This is a genomic window from Pseudoalteromonas sp. SD03 (assembly GCF_040937955.1).
In the GTDB taxonomy this organism is placed as follows: Bacteria; Pseudomonadota; Gammaproteobacteria; order Enterobacterales; family Alteromonadaceae; genus Pseudoalteromonas; species Pseudoalteromonas tetraodonis.
The window spans coordinates 1,546,599-1,565,867 of sequence record NZ_CP162514.1 but is presented as its reverse complement, the minus strand read 5'-3'; the positions used below and the strand labels follow the sequence as shown (position 1 = coordinate 1,565,867).

Genomic DNA, 19,269 nt, shown 5'->3' with positions numbered 1-19,269 from the left:
GGCTATTTGTCCTGCTTTGGAAGTAAAAATACACTGGCCAGAGTCAGCACGGGTATAAAAGCGAATAAAGGCAGTAGCTGGGCTGATAAATCAGAAAAATTAAGCGCTTTATTAAAGACCCCCCGACACGCCTCTAAAAAGTAGGTGGTTGGAAACAGTTTGCCAATAATCGCTCCAAACCCTTCCAAGGAAGAAACAGGGTCAATTAGCCCACAAAAGTTAACGGCAATCATCAACACAACTACCGTAGTGGCTGCCAGTGCTGAAATTTGTGTTTTTGTAAAAGCCGAAATTAACAGCCCCACCCCCGTAGTCGCTGTAACGTATAATAATGCAGCCAAACTAAGCGCCCAAAAGCTGCCTTTTAGCGCCACACCAAACACGGTAATAGCAAGTGCGACTAAGCCAAAAAAGCTGATCATACTCACTAAAATGTAAGGCAGCTGTTTGCCAATAATAAATTCCAGCCTGTTAACCGGTGTGACATATAAGTTTATGATTGAACCCAACTCTTTTTCGCGCACTACGCCAAGCGCCATCAATATTGCAGGAATAAACACCAATAGTAGTGGAATAACCGCCGGCACCATGGCCTCAATGCTTTTAAAATCTTGGTTATAACGATAGCGAGATTCAATATTAGCTGGCACTAAGTTTGGTACTTGTGCATAAGTGCGCAAAGATAAGTTGGTTAAATAGCTGTAATACACGCCGCTCATATAACCATTAATCGTTTCTGCCCTAAACGGCATAGAACCATCAATCCACACTACAATTTCAGGTTTACGGCCGCGTTTAAATTGCTGAGCAAAGTTAGGTGGAATTTCAACGGCCACGCTTAACTCGCCACTGCGCATTCGTTTATCAAGTTCTTGCGGGCTTTTAATATCTGCTTTTTGAATAAAATAACGTGAACCTGCCATATTTTGAATGTAGTTGCGGCTCTCGGGCGATTGGTCTTGATCTAGTACCGCAAAGCTTAGATCTTCAACATCAAATGTAATGCCGTAACCTAAAATAAACAGCAAAATTATCGAGCCCAGTAAAGCAAACGTTAGGCGAATAGGATCGCGCCATAACTCTAGCGTTTCGCGATGCGCATAACCAAATAACCGCAACAAACTAAATGCGGGGTTAGTGTTATTCTTACGAGTAGCGGGCGCTGTAGCCAAAGCTTTGGGTTTATCCGTTATCGATGCTTGTATCGCCGAGCTTGCTCCCGCTGCATTTACCGCCTCTTCTAAATATTCAATAAAGGCAGCTTCTAGTGTGTCGGTATTACGCGCTTGGCACAGTGCAGCTGGCGTATCGCTGGCAAGTATTTTACCTGCATGCATTAACGAAATTCTATCGCAACGAGCCGCTTCATCCATAAAGTGAGTCGAAATAAAAATAGTCACGCCTTGTTCGCGCGAAAGCTCAATGAGTAGCTGCCAAAAGTCATCCCTTGCAACGGGGTCTACCCCCGATGTGGGCTCATCAAGTATGAGCATTTCAGGGCTATGTACTACCGCAACAGCAAGCGATAAACGCTGGCGAATACCTAGGGGCAAATCGGTAGGAAAATCGTCACTGTATTTTTTAAGGTTAAACCGAGTAATTAAATCTTTAACGCGCGGCTCTATTTTCTTTGCGGCTAAGTGAAATAAACGCGCATGTAATACCAAGTTTTGCTTCACTGTAAGCTCGTTATAAAGCGAAAATGCTTGCGACATAAAACCAACGCGTTTGCGGCTTTCTATGTTATTGGCATCGACCTTTTCACCAAACAATTTTGCTTCGCCGCTGGTTGCCGGTTGTAACCCGGTAAGCATTTTCATTGTGGTGGTTTTTCCACAGCCATTTGAGCCTAAAAAGCCAAAAATTTCACCTTGTTCAATACTCAAGCTCACCTTGTTAACAGCGGTAAAATCACCAAATGTTTTACATAATCCATTTGCTTCTATAGCGAACTGGGTTGTGCTTAAGTCTTGTTTACGAGGTGGCACAACTAACCGCTGATGATCATGGCGTTTTTCTTCAGAAAGTAATGCTATAAACGCCTCATCAAGCGATTCTTTGTTAGTTTGTGCTTTTAGATTTTGTGGGCTGCCCGTACCGATTACTTTTCCATCGTCCATAGCAACTAGCCAATCAAAATCATCGGCTTCTTCCATGTAGGCGGTCGCAACCAGTACGCTCATCTGAGTATTTTCAGCGCGAATACTGTTTATTAATTGCCAAAATTGACGACGCGATAGCGGATCAACTCCGGTAGTTGGCTCATCTAAAATTAATAATTGAGGGTCATGGATCAGTGCGCAGCACAAACCGAGTTTTTGTTTCATCCCACCAGAGAGCTTTTCTGCGGGGCGATCGGCAAATGCCTCTAAGCCTGTACTTTTTAAAAGATTATTAATTCGTTGTTTTCGCTCGGCTTTATTTTGAGAAAATAGACGACCAAAAAAATCTATATTTTCAAACACAGAAAGTGTTGGATACACATTTTTGCCAAGCCCTTGAGGCATGTAAGCAATGCGTGGCGACACCGTATTACGAAAACCACTGCTGCGCATATTGCCGTTTAATACCTCAACCTCCCCCTCTTGAATCGCCCTTGCCCCCGCTATAAGTGCCAGCAAGCTTGATTTTCCTACGCCATCAGGGCCTATAAACCCGACCATTTTCCCGGCAGGTAATGAAATACTAATGTTGTCCAGCACGCGATTATTAGCATAGCGATGGCTCACCTTAGTAAGCGTAACCACACTTTCACTTGGTGGCTGTTGAATGTTTTTATCGTCGTTATCCATTATTCAGGCACTCGTACCTGTAATGACGTAGGCCAATTTTTTTCAGGCGCTAACAACACATAAGCAAGCCCTGGCACCCCTGTTTTTACTTGTTTGATATGATCTTTTAATAACTGCGAATCGAGCTTTACCTTAACTCTAAACATCAGTTTATCGCGCTCGTTTCGGGTTTCTACCGATTTAGGGGTAAATTGCGCCTGTGCAGATACAAACGTCACTTTAGCCGGCAATGTATACTCGGCAACAGCATCAATAACAATGCGCGCTTGTGAGCCTATTGTTACCTTGCCCGCTTGCGCTGTTGGTAAATATATACTCATATAAACATCGGTTAAATCCAATAACGATAAAACCTTGCCACCACTGCCAAGCACTTCGCCAGGCTCAGCTAATCGATACAATATACGTCCATTGATTGGTGCTGTGAGCGTGCTGTCGGCTATGTTGCTTTGTAATCGCTCAATACGTGCCTGCGCTGCTTCTATTTCAGCATCCGACTGCACAACTTTTACGTTTGCCGCGGTTAAAGCAGCTTGCGCAATAGCAGAGGTGGTTCGTTGTTGATCTACCACTTCTTTTGAAATATGGCCTTTTTCCAATAATTTTGCAGAGCGGCGCAATTCAGTTTGTGCAAAATTAAGCTCACTTTTATGCTGCTCTACAATCGCTAATGCGTATTTACGAGACTCATTGGCAACACGAAGTCCCGCCTGAGCTTCACGTAACTGTGCATTTAAATCATCAGTGTCAATAACCGCTAGCGTTTGACCCGCTTTAACCATATCGCCTTCTTGCACCATAACGTCAACTAAGCGGCCCGGTAATTTTGTAGCAATATCGTACTCAGTCGCTTCAATTCGCCCATTCCCATAGGCAACACTGTCAGGGAGTTGTTCAGCAAATGATGTAGGCTGCAAGGTTTGCCAAGCATACCAGCCAGCCCCCCCCACAATGACCAAAACAGCGAGCTTACTCAAAGATTTGAACGTTGATTTAATTGTCATGTGCTAAAACTCCATGTATGTATAAAGTAATGTAAGTGAGGGTAGTCAAGGTAAAAATTTTTAGGATACAGCACGCTATTTGTTATATAAAAGCAACCCTGCTTTGTAAGTACAACAAGGGTAGTTGTAATAAGCGATTTAAACGAACTTAAAAATCCAGCGTCACTAATCTACCACTCTCACCGTTAATAAAGATGATGTGGATCAATATAAATTAGAGTTAATGCACTAATTATTAGTGATTTTTTAAAACAGCAGGATAAAAGAAAGAGAAAACATCAAGGCACCAACTGAGCGCCTTAATATTAATTATGTCAGCGGCAGATTAGCTTACTATTTATAGTAACAAAACCCGCTACGACCTTAATGCTAAGCTAATCAATACCACGCCATGATCTGTGCTTAAATCATCACGCTCAAATTCAGGGTTAATTAAATGACGATCGTAAGTATGGTAATGGCTCACCTCAAAAAAGCTATCGTCGTAACTTGAGTCAAACTCGCAAGACAACAAAATGTAGTCAAGCACTGAGCTGCTCGCGCCAAAATAATGGGTAGGCTTTCGCTTTAAATCCACTGTATTTTCATTATTTTGATTAGCCAAATTTAATTGCGACTTTGCAAATAACTGCCATGCGTCGTTAAGGCAATATTTTGCAAGGTAAGTTTTACTGTCAAACGTGGGGGCAAAGCGCAGTGTATTTGTTAGTAAATGGCTTAAAACGCCATCAGCTAAGTCGTTGTTAAAATCGCCCATTAAAACCATTGGGTTTTGTGAAGATTCGCGGCGTGCAATGATGTCCATCATCAGTAATGTGGCTTCACTGCCGCGCTGAATAGTTGAGCCCCAACTCCCTGCTATATCGGCTTTTAATAGCTCGATAATATTTTTTTCGGGTGTGAGGTCTTTGTTTTGCTCATCAAGCTCTATCATTGAGCGCTTAGACTTAAAATGCACCACATAACAATCCGTGTTGCCGATATGCGGTAAGGTTATTGTAGCTCTAAGCACCTTTCGGCTAAATGTAAAATCCTCAGTTAAACCAAGGGTTTCAGCAAGCTCATGGTCATGCTCAACACTTGCCACTTCAGCAATTGGGTATTTTGCGGCTATTGCCACAACAGGGCGTTTGTAAATAAAGTCGTCGATTACCTGGGGCTCATCTACCACGGCAAAGTACGCATAACCTTGCTCTTTAACTAATTCTTTAAGCGACTCAATACTAAATACTTCTTGAAAACCAATCACATCAGGCTGATGTTCGGTTAAGTAATTTACAAGCCAACGCTGCTTCCTAGCCCACTGCTCTGCGGTGTATATGCGTTCAAATTCATAATAGGCATTAGGCGGCTCAAGGTAATTAAACAAGTTAAAAGTGGCAATTTTAAGAATCGTATCAGTAATAACCGAATCGTCTGCTGTGGTGTTTAAAAGTGTTTTAGTGTGTGATTCAAGGTTGCTGATAAGGCTGCCCTACTTAAAATATGAAAAACGATTATAGCGGGTTATGGCTATAGTAATCTAAGCGGTGAAAATTTTTCAATATCAAATTCATAGTGTTAATTTACACTAACTTATCATTTTTTAAGGCACACGGTCATTATGGATTACTCAAACTTCGGCACTAAATTTACTCAACCTAATGGTATTACTCAGTTAATGGAAGATTTAGGCGATGCTAAAAACAGTAACAATCCAAATATTGTTATGCTCGGTGGTGGTAATCCGGCCTTAGTGCCTGAGGTTAATAATATTTTTATCAATGAGTTACAAAAGCTTGTTGCTAATAATACACTTTCCAACGTATTTGGACTTTACGATGGCCCTACGGGTAATGATGCATTTCGTGCAGCTCTGGCCAAGCAACTAAAAAGTGAATACTCATGGGATTTAACCGCAAATAATATAGCGCTTGGTAATGGCAGCCAAGCCAATTTTTTTGTGTTATTTAATCTGTTAGCTGGCAGTATGCCTGATGGAGGCCATAAAAAGGTTTTATTTCCGCTGGCACCTGAATATGTAGGCTATGCAGATCAAGGCTTAACTGACGATATGTTTGTAGCAATAAAGCCCGATATCGAAATTTTAAATACTGAAAGTGGCTCAAACCAATTTAAATATACCATTAATCTTAAAGCTGTTGAGCAAGTATTAGCAAGCGACAGCAGCATTAGCGCACTGTGTGTATCGCGCCCGACTAACCCAACAGGCAATGTCATTACTGATGAAGGAGTACAGCATCTCGATTTATTGGCTAAGCAATATAATATCCCACTGATCATTGATAACGCCTACGGCGACCCATTCCCTGGGTGTATTTATACCGACGCAAACTTAACCTGGAACTCAAACACTATTTTATGCATGTCACTTTCAAAGCTTGGCCTACCGGGTTTGCGAACCGGTATTGTAGTGGCTAACAATGACATAATTAAAGCCATTGGCCGTATAAATGGCAGTATGGTTTTATCGCCAAACAGTTTTGGCCCAAGTTTAGTAACGCGCCTTATTAATGAAGATGAACTCCTTCCGCTGTGTAAAAATTCAGTGCTGCCTTTTTATCGAGAAAAAGCACAAACAGCAATGAACTTGTTTGATGAAATATTTGCCCACCTCCCCGTTTACTTACACAAAGTAGAAGGCGCATTTTTTATGTGGCTGTGGTTTAAAGAGGCAAAAATAACCAGCGAACAACTTTACCAAAAGCTCAAAGAGCAGGATGTTTATATTATTCCCGGGCATAATTTTTTTATTGGTATTGATGATGCTTGGGCACACAAACACCAGTGTATTCGCATTAATTATGCAACCGATGCCAGCACTTTGCGAAAAGGCTTAGAGGCCATTAAAGCCGTGATGGCATGAATTGATATTTAGGGCATTCAAACCCTTTGCTTGAATACAGTGCGTGCAAAGCGTTTATAGTGCCTATAGTTATTGGCATAAACCTGTGAACAATTTAAGGTTATTCAGTCATTCTTTAAGTCGTTAAATAAGTCCTAAACTGAGGTAAGCAGTTATTACTTTTATTTGTTGATTGTACTAATTTTGTGCAAACGCGCCACACCCCCTTTAAATTTATACATAAGTTGGTATGCTACGCGACCTTTTTTAACATATGATTATCATCAAAAAAGGGTTTGCCAAGGGGCGGCTATCGCTGCAAGGCACTTAATATAAGTGGCAGCAATAATACAGGCATCGCGTTATAAAACGTTAGATGTAACTTTAAATAGCAATATACAAAAGTACTATTAAGGTCAATTATGCGATTAGGACCAGGACTACTCGTCACCGCTGCCTTCATTGGACCAGGGACTATTACGACTGCCAGCGTGGCAGGTGCAAACTTTGGTTTTGCACTAATATGGACATTACTGTTTTCAGTTATTGCCACCATATTATTACAATCTATGGCGGCGCGCCTTGGCGTAGCCACCGGGCAAGATTTAGCGCAAGCGCTAAGAGCTCACATTGAAACGCCCCTATTTAAATCTCTCGCTATATTTTTAGTGATCAGCGCCATTGGAGTAGGTAGTGCCGCCTACGAGGCTGGCAACCTTAGCGGTGCCAGCATGGGATTAATTGAAATATTCCCTCATGTTAATGCCCAGCTTTGGACGCCACTCATTGCATTTTTAAGTGCGGTGTTACTTTACAGCGGTAAACACAAAGTCGTTGAAAACGCGCTTATTTTATTAGTGATTTTAATGAGCCTAGTGTTTATCTCTACACTTGTTATGGCTGCTCCCTCGCTGAGTGATGTGTTAGCAGGGTTTATTCCTAGTATGCCTGAGGGTTCAATTACCACCGTATTGGCATTAGTGGGCACCACCATAGTGCCGTATAACTTATTTTTACACTCAGGTGTTTTAGCTGCAAGACACGACAGCAAAAGTGATAAGCAAAAAGTTATTAAGCAAACTAATGTAGATACGGGTGTGTCTATCACCTTAGGTGGCGTGATCACGCTGGCAATTTTATCAACCGCGTCAGTGGCATTTTATGGCACAGATGCAGGGCAAATTAGCGCTGCCAACATGGCGGTACAACTTGAGCCATTACTTGGCGATGCTGCCCATTACTTTTTTGCTATTGGCTTATTTGCAGCAGGTTTAACCAGCGCAATAACAGCTCCCCTTGCCGGTGCATATGCAGTATGTGGCATGTTAGGTTGGTCAAATAAAATGGATAACACCCGCTTTAAAAGTGTCGCCATTGTTATTTTATTATTTGGTGCGGCGGTAGCATCTCTGGGTTTAGACCCTGTTGCCGTGATAATTTTTGCCCAAGCAGCTAATGGCCTATTACTGCCTATTGTAACCACCTACCTAGTGTGGCTGGTTAACCAAAAATCAGTAATGGGCAAATACACCAACTCAATGTTGGTAAACTTACTTACTTTACCGATGTTAGTGCTTATTTTTGGCTTAAGTGGTTACAAGCTGTTTAGTTTGATTTTTTGATATCACGACGCAATTTATTCACACAAAAGCCGCTATATTAATAGCGGCTTTTTACATTGCAGACCAATACTGACTTAAAAGCCGTGATGCGCTGCCTTGTGCTTATTTTCCTTAATAAGTTTTGCAAATACATAACCCCCTACTGCACCTGCACATAATTGCGCATAAAAACCCCAACCTCTTGCACCTGCAATAATAGTAATATTCATAATAGATTCAATCGCAATTAACGCCGTTGCAAACGCCACCACACCAGCAATAACAAATAGTTGTGTACCTTGCTTGTTCATTTTTTTAGCAATAAACCAAGTAACTAATAAAAACGCGATGGCAAGTGCTACAGCAATAATAGCGCCATAGGTCGGTAGCAAGCCAAGCCAATCTTCAAGGATTAAGTTAACACGGTCATTAAGACTCACTACAACACCTACATTAACTAATTGATTGACAACGTATTGACTATGAAACAAGCTAGCAAGAGTGAATGTAAGTAACCAAGAAACTAAAAATGACGGGAGTATACGTGTTAAAAACTGCATGGTTATCTCAACTTAAAATAAAACTTTTTCCTTACACTAGCAAAGGCTTGCAGGGTAAACAATCTCTATATTGTATTACGCTACTGTCACTTTTAGCGTTTTCTTGTCACGCCAGTGCAGAGTTACCAACACAGCAATACACAGCTAGTACTTTAGCAACAGGGCTCAATTCACCGTGGAGCATGGTTAAACTCCCAAACAATACCTGGTTAATCACCGAGCGTGATGGCCATGTTGTTATCATTAAAAACAACCAACAAACCCGAGTTAAAATAAACTTCGAGGGCTTATACGTTGCAGGGCAAGGTGGTTTACTTGATGTAGTGCTTTCGCCAAATTACAGTGAATCAAAAGAAATTATATTCACTTACGCCCAAGGTGAGCTTGATGCAAACAGGCTAGTAATAGCCAAAGCCACGTTTGATGGTGCGCAATTTTCAACGCCAAAAATTATTTATAAAGTCGCCACCGATAAAGGCACACCGCAGCATTATTCTGGCCGCGCGCTTGTGCTGCCTGATAATACCTTATTATTTTCAAGTGGTGATGGTTTTGACTACCGCGAGCAAGCACAGGTTATTACCAGTCAACTTGGCAAAACATTACGCATAAACTTAAACGGCACAATACCAAGCGATAACCCGTTTATTAGTCACAAAAACGCTAACTCGCATGCCATTTATTCACTCGGGCACCGTAACTTGCAAGGCTTGGTTTATGATCACGATACACAGCAAATTATTAGCCACGAACACGGCCCCGCTGGCGGTGACGAACTCAATTATTTAACAGCTGGCACCAATTACGGCTGGCCAGTAATAACCAACGGTGACGATTATTCACAAGCACGTATTTCCCCCTTTAGAGATTACCCTGGAATGGCTAAACCAGCCGTAGATTGGACGCCCTCAATCGCCCCATCAGGCATGGCATATTATGGCTCTAAGCATACAGCCTTCCCTTCACTGCAACGCCACGTGCTTATTACTACATTGGTCGATAAAAAGCTCTACAGTATTAATTTAGCGAATGGTGAATACACCCAGACTCATATTTTTCCAGAAGCCACAGGCAGGCTCAGAGATGTGTTTGTCACTGCTGAAGGTAATGTAGCGATATTAACGGATGGAAAAGAGGCAAAGTTAATGTTGTTTAAAGCAAATTAATTTACAAAGAGGATAAGAGACGCTGCGCTTTTAGAGGAAAGTAGCGGCTTGAATTAAGCCGCTTTAATAACTTTAAGAACTCTGTTGGGTGGCGCCTTCTGCTTAACCAACCTACTTTTTAACGTAGGTCGGATAAGTGGCGAAGCCACGCCATCCGACAAAAATGATGAATTTACTTGGGGCAACCCGATTTATCATGCTGTGCTTAATATGCAATATAACGGCTTTTAAGTCGCTTTTGTAAATTTAAGTTCTGATATGTGAAGTTAATATTTGCTCATTTTGGTCTTCAACCAAATAATCTTTAAATAAATCATTACACTGCGTAGTTTGCATCAACTAGTTGACTAACAACAATATTTGAAATGTTTTCTTTAGACTTTAACCAAAGCTCAACGTCTGCTCTATCTTGGTTAGTCGCCGAACCGTAACGATTAACAGAACAAATAAAGCCACTGAATGACTTACAGTCACCTCCACCAGCAATACAAAGTTTTCTTTTATCGATGAATTCTAAAAGCTCATCTAGTAATAAATCAAATTCCGCTTCTGTAGCATTTAAATTACAAGTAAATTCAAAACCTAGAATAGCAAATTCATCTAAATACAACTTTTTGCGTAATCGTCTACTTTTAGTACTCATAAATATCCTTTGGCATATGACGCCAACTTATTAATCTGCCAATGAGGTACATAGAGTAAGTTATAAGGAAGAAAAATCCAAAGATAACTTACTATTTAACAAATAGTTAGAACTTAACTAATTACGCTCAATTGTTATCTGAGTACTTTTTAATGAAGATATTTATTCACAAAGAGGATAAGAGACGCTGCGCTTTTAGAGGAATATAATGGCTTAAATTAAGCCGCTTGGAGAAATTTAAGTTCTGATGTCTGAAGTCAAGATTTGACCCCTTTGGTTTTTTGGCGCAGCCAGTGAGTGGTTTTCCGATGACTTGGTTTGTTAGTTTTCAATTTTGTCAGCAATTCTACCATTAATAAATAGTATTCCATTTTTTACAAGTACATCTCCATTCCAGATAGAACCATAGTATGTATCATCAAGATACAAGTCCTTCTCATACTTCCCAACGATCTTTAAAATATGTATCTTCTCGGAAGTCCCGAACTTTATCGTATGGGTTAAGGGCGAGAGAGAGCTTTTACCAATAGTTTCTATAGGAATTAATTTTTCACTATATGGTTCAATGATTGTTACATCTAAACCTGGGTGTATTACGTGATACTCAAACGAATCACCAACCTTTTTTCCTTCATCAGCACCAGTAACTCCGTAAATACTTGCACATCCAGATACAAACATGATTAAGCTAATACAAAATAGTCTCAAAATTGACCCCATAAATTTCCTTGAAAACTAGACATAATGACTCCCACACGGTGTTAGCCTCCGCTTTTCGTGGGTTAGCTTAATTCAAAACCAGAGCCATAATTAGTTTGTCAAATAACTAAACAGCAGAGGCTAACATGAATAAACATAGCATACTTTTTATCGGTCTTGATACACATAAAGAATTCAATGAAGTCGCCTATATTGACGAACATAGAGGCGCTCAACCTGTTCACCTAGGTCGATTTTCTTCTTCCAAAATGGCCGTTCAAAAGCTTGTCCGTCAGTTTGAATCTAAATACCCTGGCGCAACGCTACACTTTGTTTATGAAGCAGGCCCTTGTGGTTATTGGATTTACAGATTAATCACAAGCCTTGGCCATTGCTGTTATGTGGTTGCCCCGTCTCTTATTCCTAAAAAACCTGGTGAAAAAATTAAAACCGATAAACGTGATGCCCTTAAGCTCGCTAAATTACTTAAATCTGAAGATTTAACACCTATCTATGTTCCCGAGCCTGAAGATGAAGCCGTACGCGATTTATCTCGCGCACGCGAAGTAGCCATGAAAGATTTAAAAGATGCTAAATATCAATTAAAAGCACTGCTGCTTCGTAATAATATTAATTACAAAGGCACTGCAAATTGGTCACAAAAACATTTACGTTGGCTCACTGAGCTTGTGCTTCCACACCCAGCACAGCACATCGTTTTACAAGAGTTTTTACAAACAATTACCGAGCGAATAAGCCGACTTGAACGATTAGATAATGAACTTACACATCACGTCCATCAATGGCGTTATTATCCCGTTGTTAAAGCAATACAAGCAATGCGAGGTGTTCGTTTGTTGGTCGCCACCGGTGTTGTTGCTGAGCTTGGCGATTTAACGCGCTTCGATCATCCCCGTAAATTAATGAGTTATCTCGGTCTTGTACCCAGTGAACACTCGAGTGGTGGCAAACGCCATATTGGCGCTATCACAAAATGCGGAAATGGCCGAGCAAGACGCCTCCTTGTTGAAGGCGCGCACACTTATCGATATGCAGCAAATATATCGACAGATATGCAAAAACGACAAGAAGGTTTACCAAAGGACATTATTGATATTGCGTGGAAAGCACAACTTAGGCTCTGCAAGCGCTATAAAAAAATGATAGCCAAAGGGAAACACTACAACCTGGTTGTCACCGCAATTGCCCGAGAAATGATTGCGTACATATGGGCCATTGCTAAAGAAGTGGTGCTTACGCCAGTGAATACAAAACTTAGATTGGCAAGAGTACCCGCATGATAAACGAATTAGAGTTAATGCATGGGATCAAGCATCGGGTGTGGCACAACCACCGACGGCGTTAGGATGGCAATGCAGCTAACGCTGCGTTGAACCACGAACATAGACTGAAGACAGGTGCCACGACGGAATAAGTAAGGTCTGCTCTGTTACTAGAAATAGTAATAACCAACGAATATCAGCAAGATAACCGACGAACTTACTTGCTTCATCCTATGTATTAACTCGCTCTAATTCGAGCTGAAGTAATTATGGCTTAAAAAGTTAAGCAAGGATCAGTGCGTTTAACTTGACAGTGGGAGTCATACCAACGCCCAATTAACAGGCAAAAAATAGTTGGTTAAAATAAGCGACGAAGGAGCAAAACCAACGGTTTTTGTCCTTGTTTAATTGTTTGTTAGGTAACATTTACCACGTTAGCCTTACTTTTTGACTGCCATAACCAAATAGAAGAACCAATACAGAAACCTAGAAACAATGTTTGAAGTTGTAAAGCAGAACTATCCGAAAGAACGTTTAATGAATAAAAAGCAACAGAATTAATTGCTACGTCACTAAGCATTATAACCAGTGTTAACACCAAACCAGCGTTACGCCATTTAACTAACAAGTAAACAGCCACAATATCTATAACAGCCAACGCTGTCCAATAAATATTAACCCATTCAGGAGCAAATTTATAAGGCAAGAATCCATAATATAAATTATCGAATATGTGAGTTGCACCACCTATAAATAGGCAGAAACACAAAACGAAAATTACTACTCTATCCATGATTCTATACACCTGATTTGTTACCTAACGCCCTCATCAGCCGCTGACGAAAGTGGCGCGACTTTTTGCGTTTTTTGCAAAATTCGCGACACTTTTGGCAGTCTGCTGGATGAGTTTGTTATGTAATAATTTCAATTTACCACCTTTGATATTTTTTTGAGAATATCTTTATCTTCTCCAAACTTGCAAATTGCATCACAATCTTTTCTTAAATCACTGAATAGTATGTAATGAATTTCAATGTCACTATTTTTAATCGATGGCCTCTGTAGCTGCAATATTACTTCTTTCTCCCGCTTGTCAGGAATGATAAGGTACAAAGATGGTAGGTTATTTGGAAATGAATAATAAAGATCAGTTAATCTTAATATCCCAGAATAGATGGATGTACTTTTTTCCACTTCAAAAGCACAAGTGATTTTATTTGAATCCTTTTCAAACCAAATTGCATCAATAAGTGTTATTGTTTTATAAGTGTCTTTATCAACGTCTATTTCTGGAAACTTATCTACGCAGATAAAAGACAAGCTATTACCATTATGACATCTTGATTTGTCGTTTGCTGCGGCAATAACATCATAACCAATTGAATTTCCGATAGTGAGAATGCGATGTTGCATTTCAGTGTGGAGATCTTCTTCCTCCATTTCACTTACAACTTCTTTGTGCCGTTTTTTTATTTTCTTTTCTATTTTTGTTCGTTCTTCATCAGAAAGATGATCGTCACTTATCAGTAATTTCTTTTCGCCAACATCAAATAAAAGCCCTGCAAAAGCACCCAAGTCATTCGATAACTCAGACTTTAGTTCATCATTTTTCTCTATTATAATTTCTCTCATCCTGAGATAATCTGACCACGACCCGAGCTTTACTTTATCTTTGAAGAGCGTATTGAATCCATTAACAATAGCAGTATTGCATGGAGGTATGATAGTGGGATGTAAAAAATAAAGAATACTTGCAACTGCTGGACCTAATCCTTTAATTTTCCGTTGATCTAATAAGATTATTTCCTTAATTATTTGTTCTTCTTTTGTGGCATTTATGCATTTTTCCAAGAATTGGCCAAATGCAACTTTATTTTCCTCATTTTCATAAATATCAGGTATTCGTAATTTTGGCTTCCAGTAAAAGGGATGCGATGCTCCTTTAAATACTTGCTTTTGTTCCGTGATACAGTTTAAAACAAATTCTAAAGATGAACCTTTAAAATCATTCCCAAAACTTCCATTTTTAATATCCTGTATTACATCAAATACACCCCTACGGATAGTTCTAAATGCTTTTAGTCGTTCGTCATTATTTACGAACCAGCTATTATAAACCGTCTCCTCATCACTTTTATAACCATCAATTATTGATTTTAAATCTTGACTCATATCCCCACTCTTAATTATTTGTATATTTACATAACAATTTAATATCGACCCTAAGGGTCGTTTTTTACCCAACATTGGTTCTGTAGTATCATATCTATATTAATAACAAAATATCTTTTATTATTCTATATCAAATATATAACTAATTAACATTTTACTAGGAACCGACAAAAACGACCCATCGGGTCGATTTCTTGACTATAGGGGCATCCAAGCTATAACTGTATATATATGGCTGTGATCCATTTCTGTGTTGATAGAATAAAATTTCAATATTAATCAACAATTAAAAGAATTCGTCAAAAACGTCCTCAAACTGTTCACCATTGTTCAACCTTTCTAAGCCTCTATACATGTCCTTTGGGTTCATCGGCTCTACAGCGATTAGCGATGCTTGATAATACTTTACCTTGGTGTTTGGGAAGTCACTAAGGTAAAACACCGATTTGATCTCATCTACGTCATCATTTTTCACATCAATGTTTTCTAATAAAAATGGCTTTCGGTAATCTGCTTTGATCCCTGTACCTTCAATGAACCAAGCAGGTAATTGAGTTAGTTCAACAAACAGGTTTGTTCTGTGTCTGACTTCTGCATGAACAAGTTCATGGGCTATTACATCAGTGTTTAGTCCTTTAGGGCCTAGAAATATACATTCCCTAAATAAACCAGAGTTTTGCATACCTGTGGGGTTAAATCCGAACTTGGCATATTTTGTTTCGGCTGTAGCAATGATTCTAGGGTTGGAAGTGGGAGTGCCATAGATATCCGAAACCCTTTTAAATGCTGATTCTACAGCATGAGACAGCTCAACTTGTTTCGAAGTGTCGATACTTTGGTCAACATAAAAATCTGGTGACACTTCATTGAAGTGTGTTACCCCTATCAGTTCGCAAGCAATGGCATCTTTTTTAAAGTAACCAAATGAAGCTATAAAAAACGTAATAAAAACAATGATCAATATCTTAAGTATCTTCATTAAAACTCCAAATATTTATAGTGCTAAAACGACCCAGCTATCGTCTTCTTGTGACTGCTCCATTTGCCTAAACCAAGCGATGTAGTTATCAAGATAATCTGTGCCAACCCCATTAAATTGCCTTAGCCACTGTTTCCAGCGCATCATCCAATTGTTTAGTGTTTGTATGTGATAGATGCCATCTATAACTCTTTGATTATCAATAGCTATAAGGCGTTTATGATCAAGCTCAAAAGGAAGGTTTTTAACGATAGTTTGATATGACAAATTGCCATCGGTACACAATACACTCTCAGGTGTTAATACTGGTGCTAGTGATTTCTCCAGCTCTTCTCTTGTGTTTCTTTGCAAGACGCAGTGAGTGACAGCACCGTTGCGATCTAATGCAAGCATAACTGGTACTTTAGGTATGTTATGGCTCTTAACACCACGCTTACGTGGAGGTCTTTCCAACTTGCGTTTACCCTTGAACGACTCGTTAATAAAGGTTTCATCGGCTTCAATGATCCCATGAAGCTCTGAAGGCTTTCTTTGTCTTGGTTTAGATAATAACTGATGACGCCAACGCCAAGCGGTTTTAACATTAATACCTAGCTCACTTGCTGCTTCTCTGATCTTGGCTGTAAACCACATGCCTTCAGAATACTGGTGCCATTTATCTTGTTTTTTCATGCCAGATAACGGAGTACCTGTAAGTGAATTAAACGTTCGAACACAAGCTTTGCATTTGTATCTCTGCTGCCCTCGTGCTGTTGTTCCGTATTTTGTGAACTCATCGCTACCACAATGGGCACATTCGCCTACGCCTTCCTCATGCACAGCGATAGCTTTACCTACATGATTCGAAGAGATCATTTCTTCGAGGTGCTGTCGGAGACGCTTCAACTGAACAAAAGTTAGATCTTCTAGTTTTGTTTGAAGATTGGCAAACTGAGTATTATTCATGGACGCTCCTAACATGATTTGATTTACTTAGTATAGCAAACCAACACAGAAATGGATCAGCGCCATATATATACAGTCAAAGTTTTAGGATATTTATGAAAACACAATCACCATTTTTGAATTACATTTCTGACTATATGTTAGTTAGACAATACTCACTTAGGACCATTAATACCTATTTAAAGTGGATTGCTTCTTATATTCATTTTCATAAAAAAAGACATCCTGCTTCAATGGGAAATAACGAAGTTGTCAGCTATTTGGACTACCTTGTGTTAACAAAAAACGTAGCGCCTAAAACTCAAGCCACTGCTTTAAATGCATTAGTTTTTTTATATAAACACATTATTAAAAACGAGTTATGTTTAGACTTAACTTTTATCAGAAGCAAGCGCCAGCCCAAGTTACCCATAGTGATGACGCCAGAAGAAGTTAAAGTGCTCATGTCGCATTTAAGTAAACGTTACTATCTTATTGCTGGGCTAATGTACGGTAGTGGACTAAGAGTGATGGAGGCTGTTCAGCTAAGGGTTCAAGATATTGACTTTGATTATAAGAGTATTCGAATATGGAATGGTAAAGGCAATAAAAACAGGATTGTGACGCTTGCCACTGAGTTAATCCCTTTACTTAGAAATCAGATCGCACAGGTTGATGAATACTTACAATTAGACTCACACAATGAGCAATATGCTGGCGTTTGGATGCCTCATGCACTTGCAAAGAAATATCCGGCTGCTAATACGTCTTTAGGCTGGCAATATTTATTTCCGTCTCATCAATTAAGTGCCGATCCTGAAACTGGAGAAATAAGACGGCACCATTTTCACCAAACAGGCGTTCGCAAGGCGATTAAAAAGGCTGTAAGAATGGCAAAGTTAACCAAACTTATCACGCCACATACTTTACGCCACTCCTTTGCAACTCATTTACTACAAAGCGGAGCTGACATAAGGACCGTACAATCTCAGTTGGGTCACTCGGACGTTAAAACAACACAAATTTATACGCATGTTTTACAACAAGGTGCTAATGGCGTAATTAGTCCTTTTTCTAGGTTATAAAGCTGGTTAGAAAAGTACAAATTGGTCCTTATCAAAAATAAACGCGCTAAAGCACGCCCTTGTATCTACAGGTGAGCAGAAACTTTAATCTCACAACTCGCTAACTTGCTAACTGAACCCTGGTCAACAAAAAAAGCCACTGTTAATTACAAACAGCGGCTTTCTTTCTAAAGCTTATAGCAAAAAACTGACAGCTAGTATTTTACGCTTTACCAATCACTTCAAGTCCACCCATGTATGGGCGTAATACTTCTGGTACGACTACTGAGCCGTCGGCTTGTTGGTAGTTTTCTAGTATGGCTACAAGTGTACGCCCTACCGCTAAACCTGAACCATTTAGTGTGTGTAAAAGCTCTGGTTTTTTAGCGCCTTCACGACGAAAACGAGCTTGCATACGGCGCGCTTGGAAATCAACCATGTTTGAACATGATGAAATTTCGCGATAGGTGTCTTGTGCTGGTAACCATACTTCTAAATCGTATGTTTTAGCTGCGCCAAAACCCATGTCGCCCATACATAAAATCACTTTACGGTATGGCAATTCTAGCGCTTGTAAAATTTGCTCAGCATGGCCTGTTAGCTCTTCGAGTGCTTGCATTGAATCTTCTGGTTTTACAAGTTGTACAAGCTCTACTTTATCAAACTGGTGTTGACGGATTAAACCGCGTGTATCGCGACCGTAGCTGCCTGCTTCACTTCTAAAACATGGCGTGTGCGCTGTTAGGCGAATAGGTAAATCGCTTTCTTCGTAAATTTCATCACGTGCGCTGTTAGTAAGCGGTACTTCTGCTGTAGGAATTAAGCTAAAGCCAGCTTGCTGCTCGCCATCATCGTTCACTAGCCCTAACGTGTGAAATAAATCGCCCGCAAACTTAGGTAATTGGCTGGTACCGTAAAGGCTTGCACTATTAACCAAGTACGGTACATACATTTCTGTGTAGCCGTTTTTATCTGTGTGGGTGTCTAGCATATATTGGGTAAGTGCACGGTGCATACGCGCTACTTGGCCGCGCATTACGGTAAAACGTGCGCCACTAATTTTAACGCCCATTTCAAAGTCTAAGCCGTTTAGGTCTTGCCCTACGTCAACGTGGTCTTTAACTTCAAAATCGTACTTTTTTGGTGTACCCCAAGTTAAAATTTCTACGTTGTCGTCTTCGTCAGCGCCTTCTGGTACCGACTCGTCCGGTAAGTTTGGAATTGCTAAGGCAATTTGTTTAATTGCTTCTAACACTTCGTCTTGCTCAGCTTTAGCTGCGTCTAACTCGCTGCCTAAGTTAGCAACTGCGTCTAGCAATGGCTGTGCATCTTCGCCTTTTGCTTTTGCTTGACCAATAGCTTTAGCACTGGCGTTACGTTGACTTTGAAGTTCTTGCGTTTTTACTTGTAATGTTTTGCGTTTTTCTTCAAGTTCAGTCACTACCGCTACATCTAGCTCATAACCACGTGCGGCTAAACGTGCTGCAGTTTGTTCGACATCTTGACGTAAATATTTAGAATCTAACATGTTAGTTTT

The 19,269-nt window shown here is 40.0% G+C and carries 16 protein-coding genes; 5 read left to right on the top strand and 11 right to left on the bottom strand.

Going from position 1 to position 19,269, the window contains the following annotated elements; translation table 11 throughout:
- Positions 1 to 2: 2 nt before the first annotated feature.
- The 3 genes from rbbA to ABZP26_RS07260 form a co-directional block, all read right to left on the bottom strand.
- Positions 3 to 2,792: a ribosome-associated ATPase/putative transporter RbbA gene (gene rbbA, locus ABZP26_RS07270; RefSeq protein WP_368485549.1), complete on the bottom strand. Its 2,790-nt coding sequence runs from the start codon at positions 2,790 to 2,792 to the stop codon at positions 3 to 5.
- Positions 2,792 to 3,796 (bottom strand): HlyD family secretion protein, encoded by a 1,005-nt coding sequence (locus tag ABZP26_RS07265; protein WP_128583623.1) that lies wholly within the window; start codon positions 3,794 to 3,796, stop codon positions 2,792 to 2,794. Before ABZP26_RS07265 ends, rbbA begins: the two co-directional genes overlap by 1 nt.
- A gap of 355 nt (positions 3,797 to 4,151) precedes the next feature.
- A complete protein-coding gene (locus tag ABZP26_RS07260; RefSeq protein ID WP_368485548.1) occupies positions 4,152 to 5,165 on the bottom strand; it encodes an endonuclease/exonuclease/phosphatase family protein in 1,014 nt (337 codons plus the stop codon).
- Positions 5,166 to 5,399: 234 nt separating this feature from the next.
- Between ABZP26_RS07260 and ABZP26_RS07255 the strand changes: the two genes are divergently transcribed.
- The gene (locus ABZP26_RS07255) at positions 5,400 to 6,662 is read left to right on the top strand and encodes a valine--pyruvate transaminase (protein ID WP_368485547.1); all 1,263 of its coding nucleotides are present in this window, start codon (positions 5,400 to 5,402) and stop codon (positions 6,660 to 6,662) included.
- Between the two features lie 401 nt (positions 6,663 to 7,063).
- Complete coding sequence (locus ABZP26_RS07250; RefSeq protein WP_350606656.1) at positions 7,064 to 8,263, top strand: Nramp family divalent metal transporter; 1,200 nt, start codon at positions 7,064 to 7,066, stop codon at positions 8,261 to 8,263.
- Positions 8,264 to 8,337: 74 nt separating this feature from the next.
- On the opposite strand, the gene ABZP26_RS07245 is transcribed toward ABZP26_RS07250, so the two are convergent.
- On the bottom strand, positions 8,338 to 8,802 hold the full coding sequence (locus ABZP26_RS07245; protein ID WP_350606654.1) for a hypothetical protein: 465 nt from the start codon (positions 8,800 to 8,802) through the stop codon (positions 8,338 to 8,340).
- Between ABZP26_RS07245 and ABZP26_RS07240 the strand changes: the two genes are divergently transcribed.
- The gene (locus ABZP26_RS07240; RefSeq protein WP_350606651.1) at positions 8,787 to 9,968 is read left to right on the top strand and encodes a PQQ-dependent sugar dehydrogenase; all 1,182 of its coding nucleotides are present in this window, start codon (positions 8,787 to 8,789) and stop codon (positions 9,966 to 9,968) included. The two genes, ABZP26_RS07245 and ABZP26_RS07240, sit on opposite strands and share 16 nt — an antisense overlap.
- Positions 9,969 to 10,284: 316 nt before the next feature.
- On the opposite strand, the gene ABZP26_RS07235 is transcribed toward ABZP26_RS07240, so the two are convergent.
- Both ABZP26_RS07235 and ABZP26_RS07230 read right to left on the bottom strand, forming a co-directional pair.
- The gene (locus tag ABZP26_RS07235; RefSeq protein ID WP_350606650.1) at positions 10,285 to 10,611 is read right to left on the bottom strand and encodes a 50S ribosome-binding protein YggL; all 327 of its coding nucleotides are present in this window, start codon (positions 10,609 to 10,611) and stop codon (positions 10,285 to 10,287) included.
- Positions 10,612 to 10,932: 321 nt separating this feature from the next.
- Complete coding sequence (locus ABZP26_RS07230; protein ID WP_368485546.1) at positions 10,933 to 11,292, bottom strand: hypothetical protein; 360 nt, start codon at positions 11,290 to 11,292, stop codon at positions 10,933 to 10,935.
- 164 nt (positions 11,293 to 11,456) lie between these two features.
- On the opposite strand from ABZP26_RS07230, the gene ABZP26_RS07225 reads away from it, so the two are divergent.
- On the top strand, positions 11,457 to 12,611 hold the full coding sequence (locus ABZP26_RS07225; protein WP_350608565.1) for an IS110 family transposase: 1,155 nt from the start codon (positions 11,457 to 11,459) through the stop codon (positions 12,609 to 12,611).
- A gap of 397 nt (positions 12,612 to 13,008) precedes the next feature.
- Here ABZP26_RS07225 and ABZP26_RS07220 read toward each other — a convergent pair whose 3' ends face one another.
- From ABZP26_RS07220 to ABZP26_RS07205, 4 genes are all read right to left on the bottom strand, one after another.
- A complete protein-coding gene (locus ABZP26_RS07220; protein ID WP_024602732.1) occupies positions 13,009 to 13,386 on the bottom strand; it encodes a hypothetical protein in 378 nt (125 codons plus the stop codon).
- Between the two features lie 131 nt (positions 13,387 to 13,517).
- Positions 13,518 to 14,765, bottom strand: a complete 1,248-nt coding sequence (locus tag ABZP26_RS07215; protein ID WP_008130145.1) for a hypothetical protein — start codon at positions 14,763 to 14,765, stop codon at positions 13,518 to 13,520.
- A 286-nt stretch (positions 14,766 to 15,051) separates the two neighbouring features.
- Positions 15,052 to 15,744: a hypothetical protein gene (locus ABZP26_RS07210; RefSeq protein ID WP_036956898.1), complete on the bottom strand. Its 693-nt coding sequence runs from the start codon at positions 15,742 to 15,744 to the stop codon at positions 15,052 to 15,054.
- A 15-nt stretch (positions 15,745 to 15,759) separates the two neighbouring features.
- Complete coding sequence (locus ABZP26_RS07205; RefSeq protein ID WP_161781329.1) at positions 15,760 to 16,689, bottom strand: IS1595 family transposase; 930 nt, start codon at positions 16,687 to 16,689, stop codon at positions 15,760 to 15,762.
- A gap of 95 nt (positions 16,690 to 16,784) precedes the next feature.
- Between ABZP26_RS07205 and ABZP26_RS07200 the strand changes: the two genes are divergently transcribed.
- Positions 16,785 to 17,753, top strand: coding sequence for an integron integrase (locus tag ABZP26_RS07200; protein WP_350607927.1), 969 nt, complete (start codon positions 16,785 to 16,787; stop codon positions 17,751 to 17,753).
- 202 nt (positions 17,754 to 17,955) lie between these two features.
- On the opposite strand, the gene serS is transcribed toward ABZP26_RS07200, so the two are convergent.
- Positions 17,956 to 19,260 carry a serine--tRNA ligase gene (serS, locus tag ABZP26_RS07195; RefSeq protein WP_024601694.1) on the bottom strand — a complete coding sequence of 435 codons (1,305 nt, stop codon included), beginning with the start codon at positions 19,258 to 19,260 and terminating at the stop codon, positions 17,956 to 17,958.
- Positions 19,261 to 19,269: the final 9 nt, after the last annotated feature.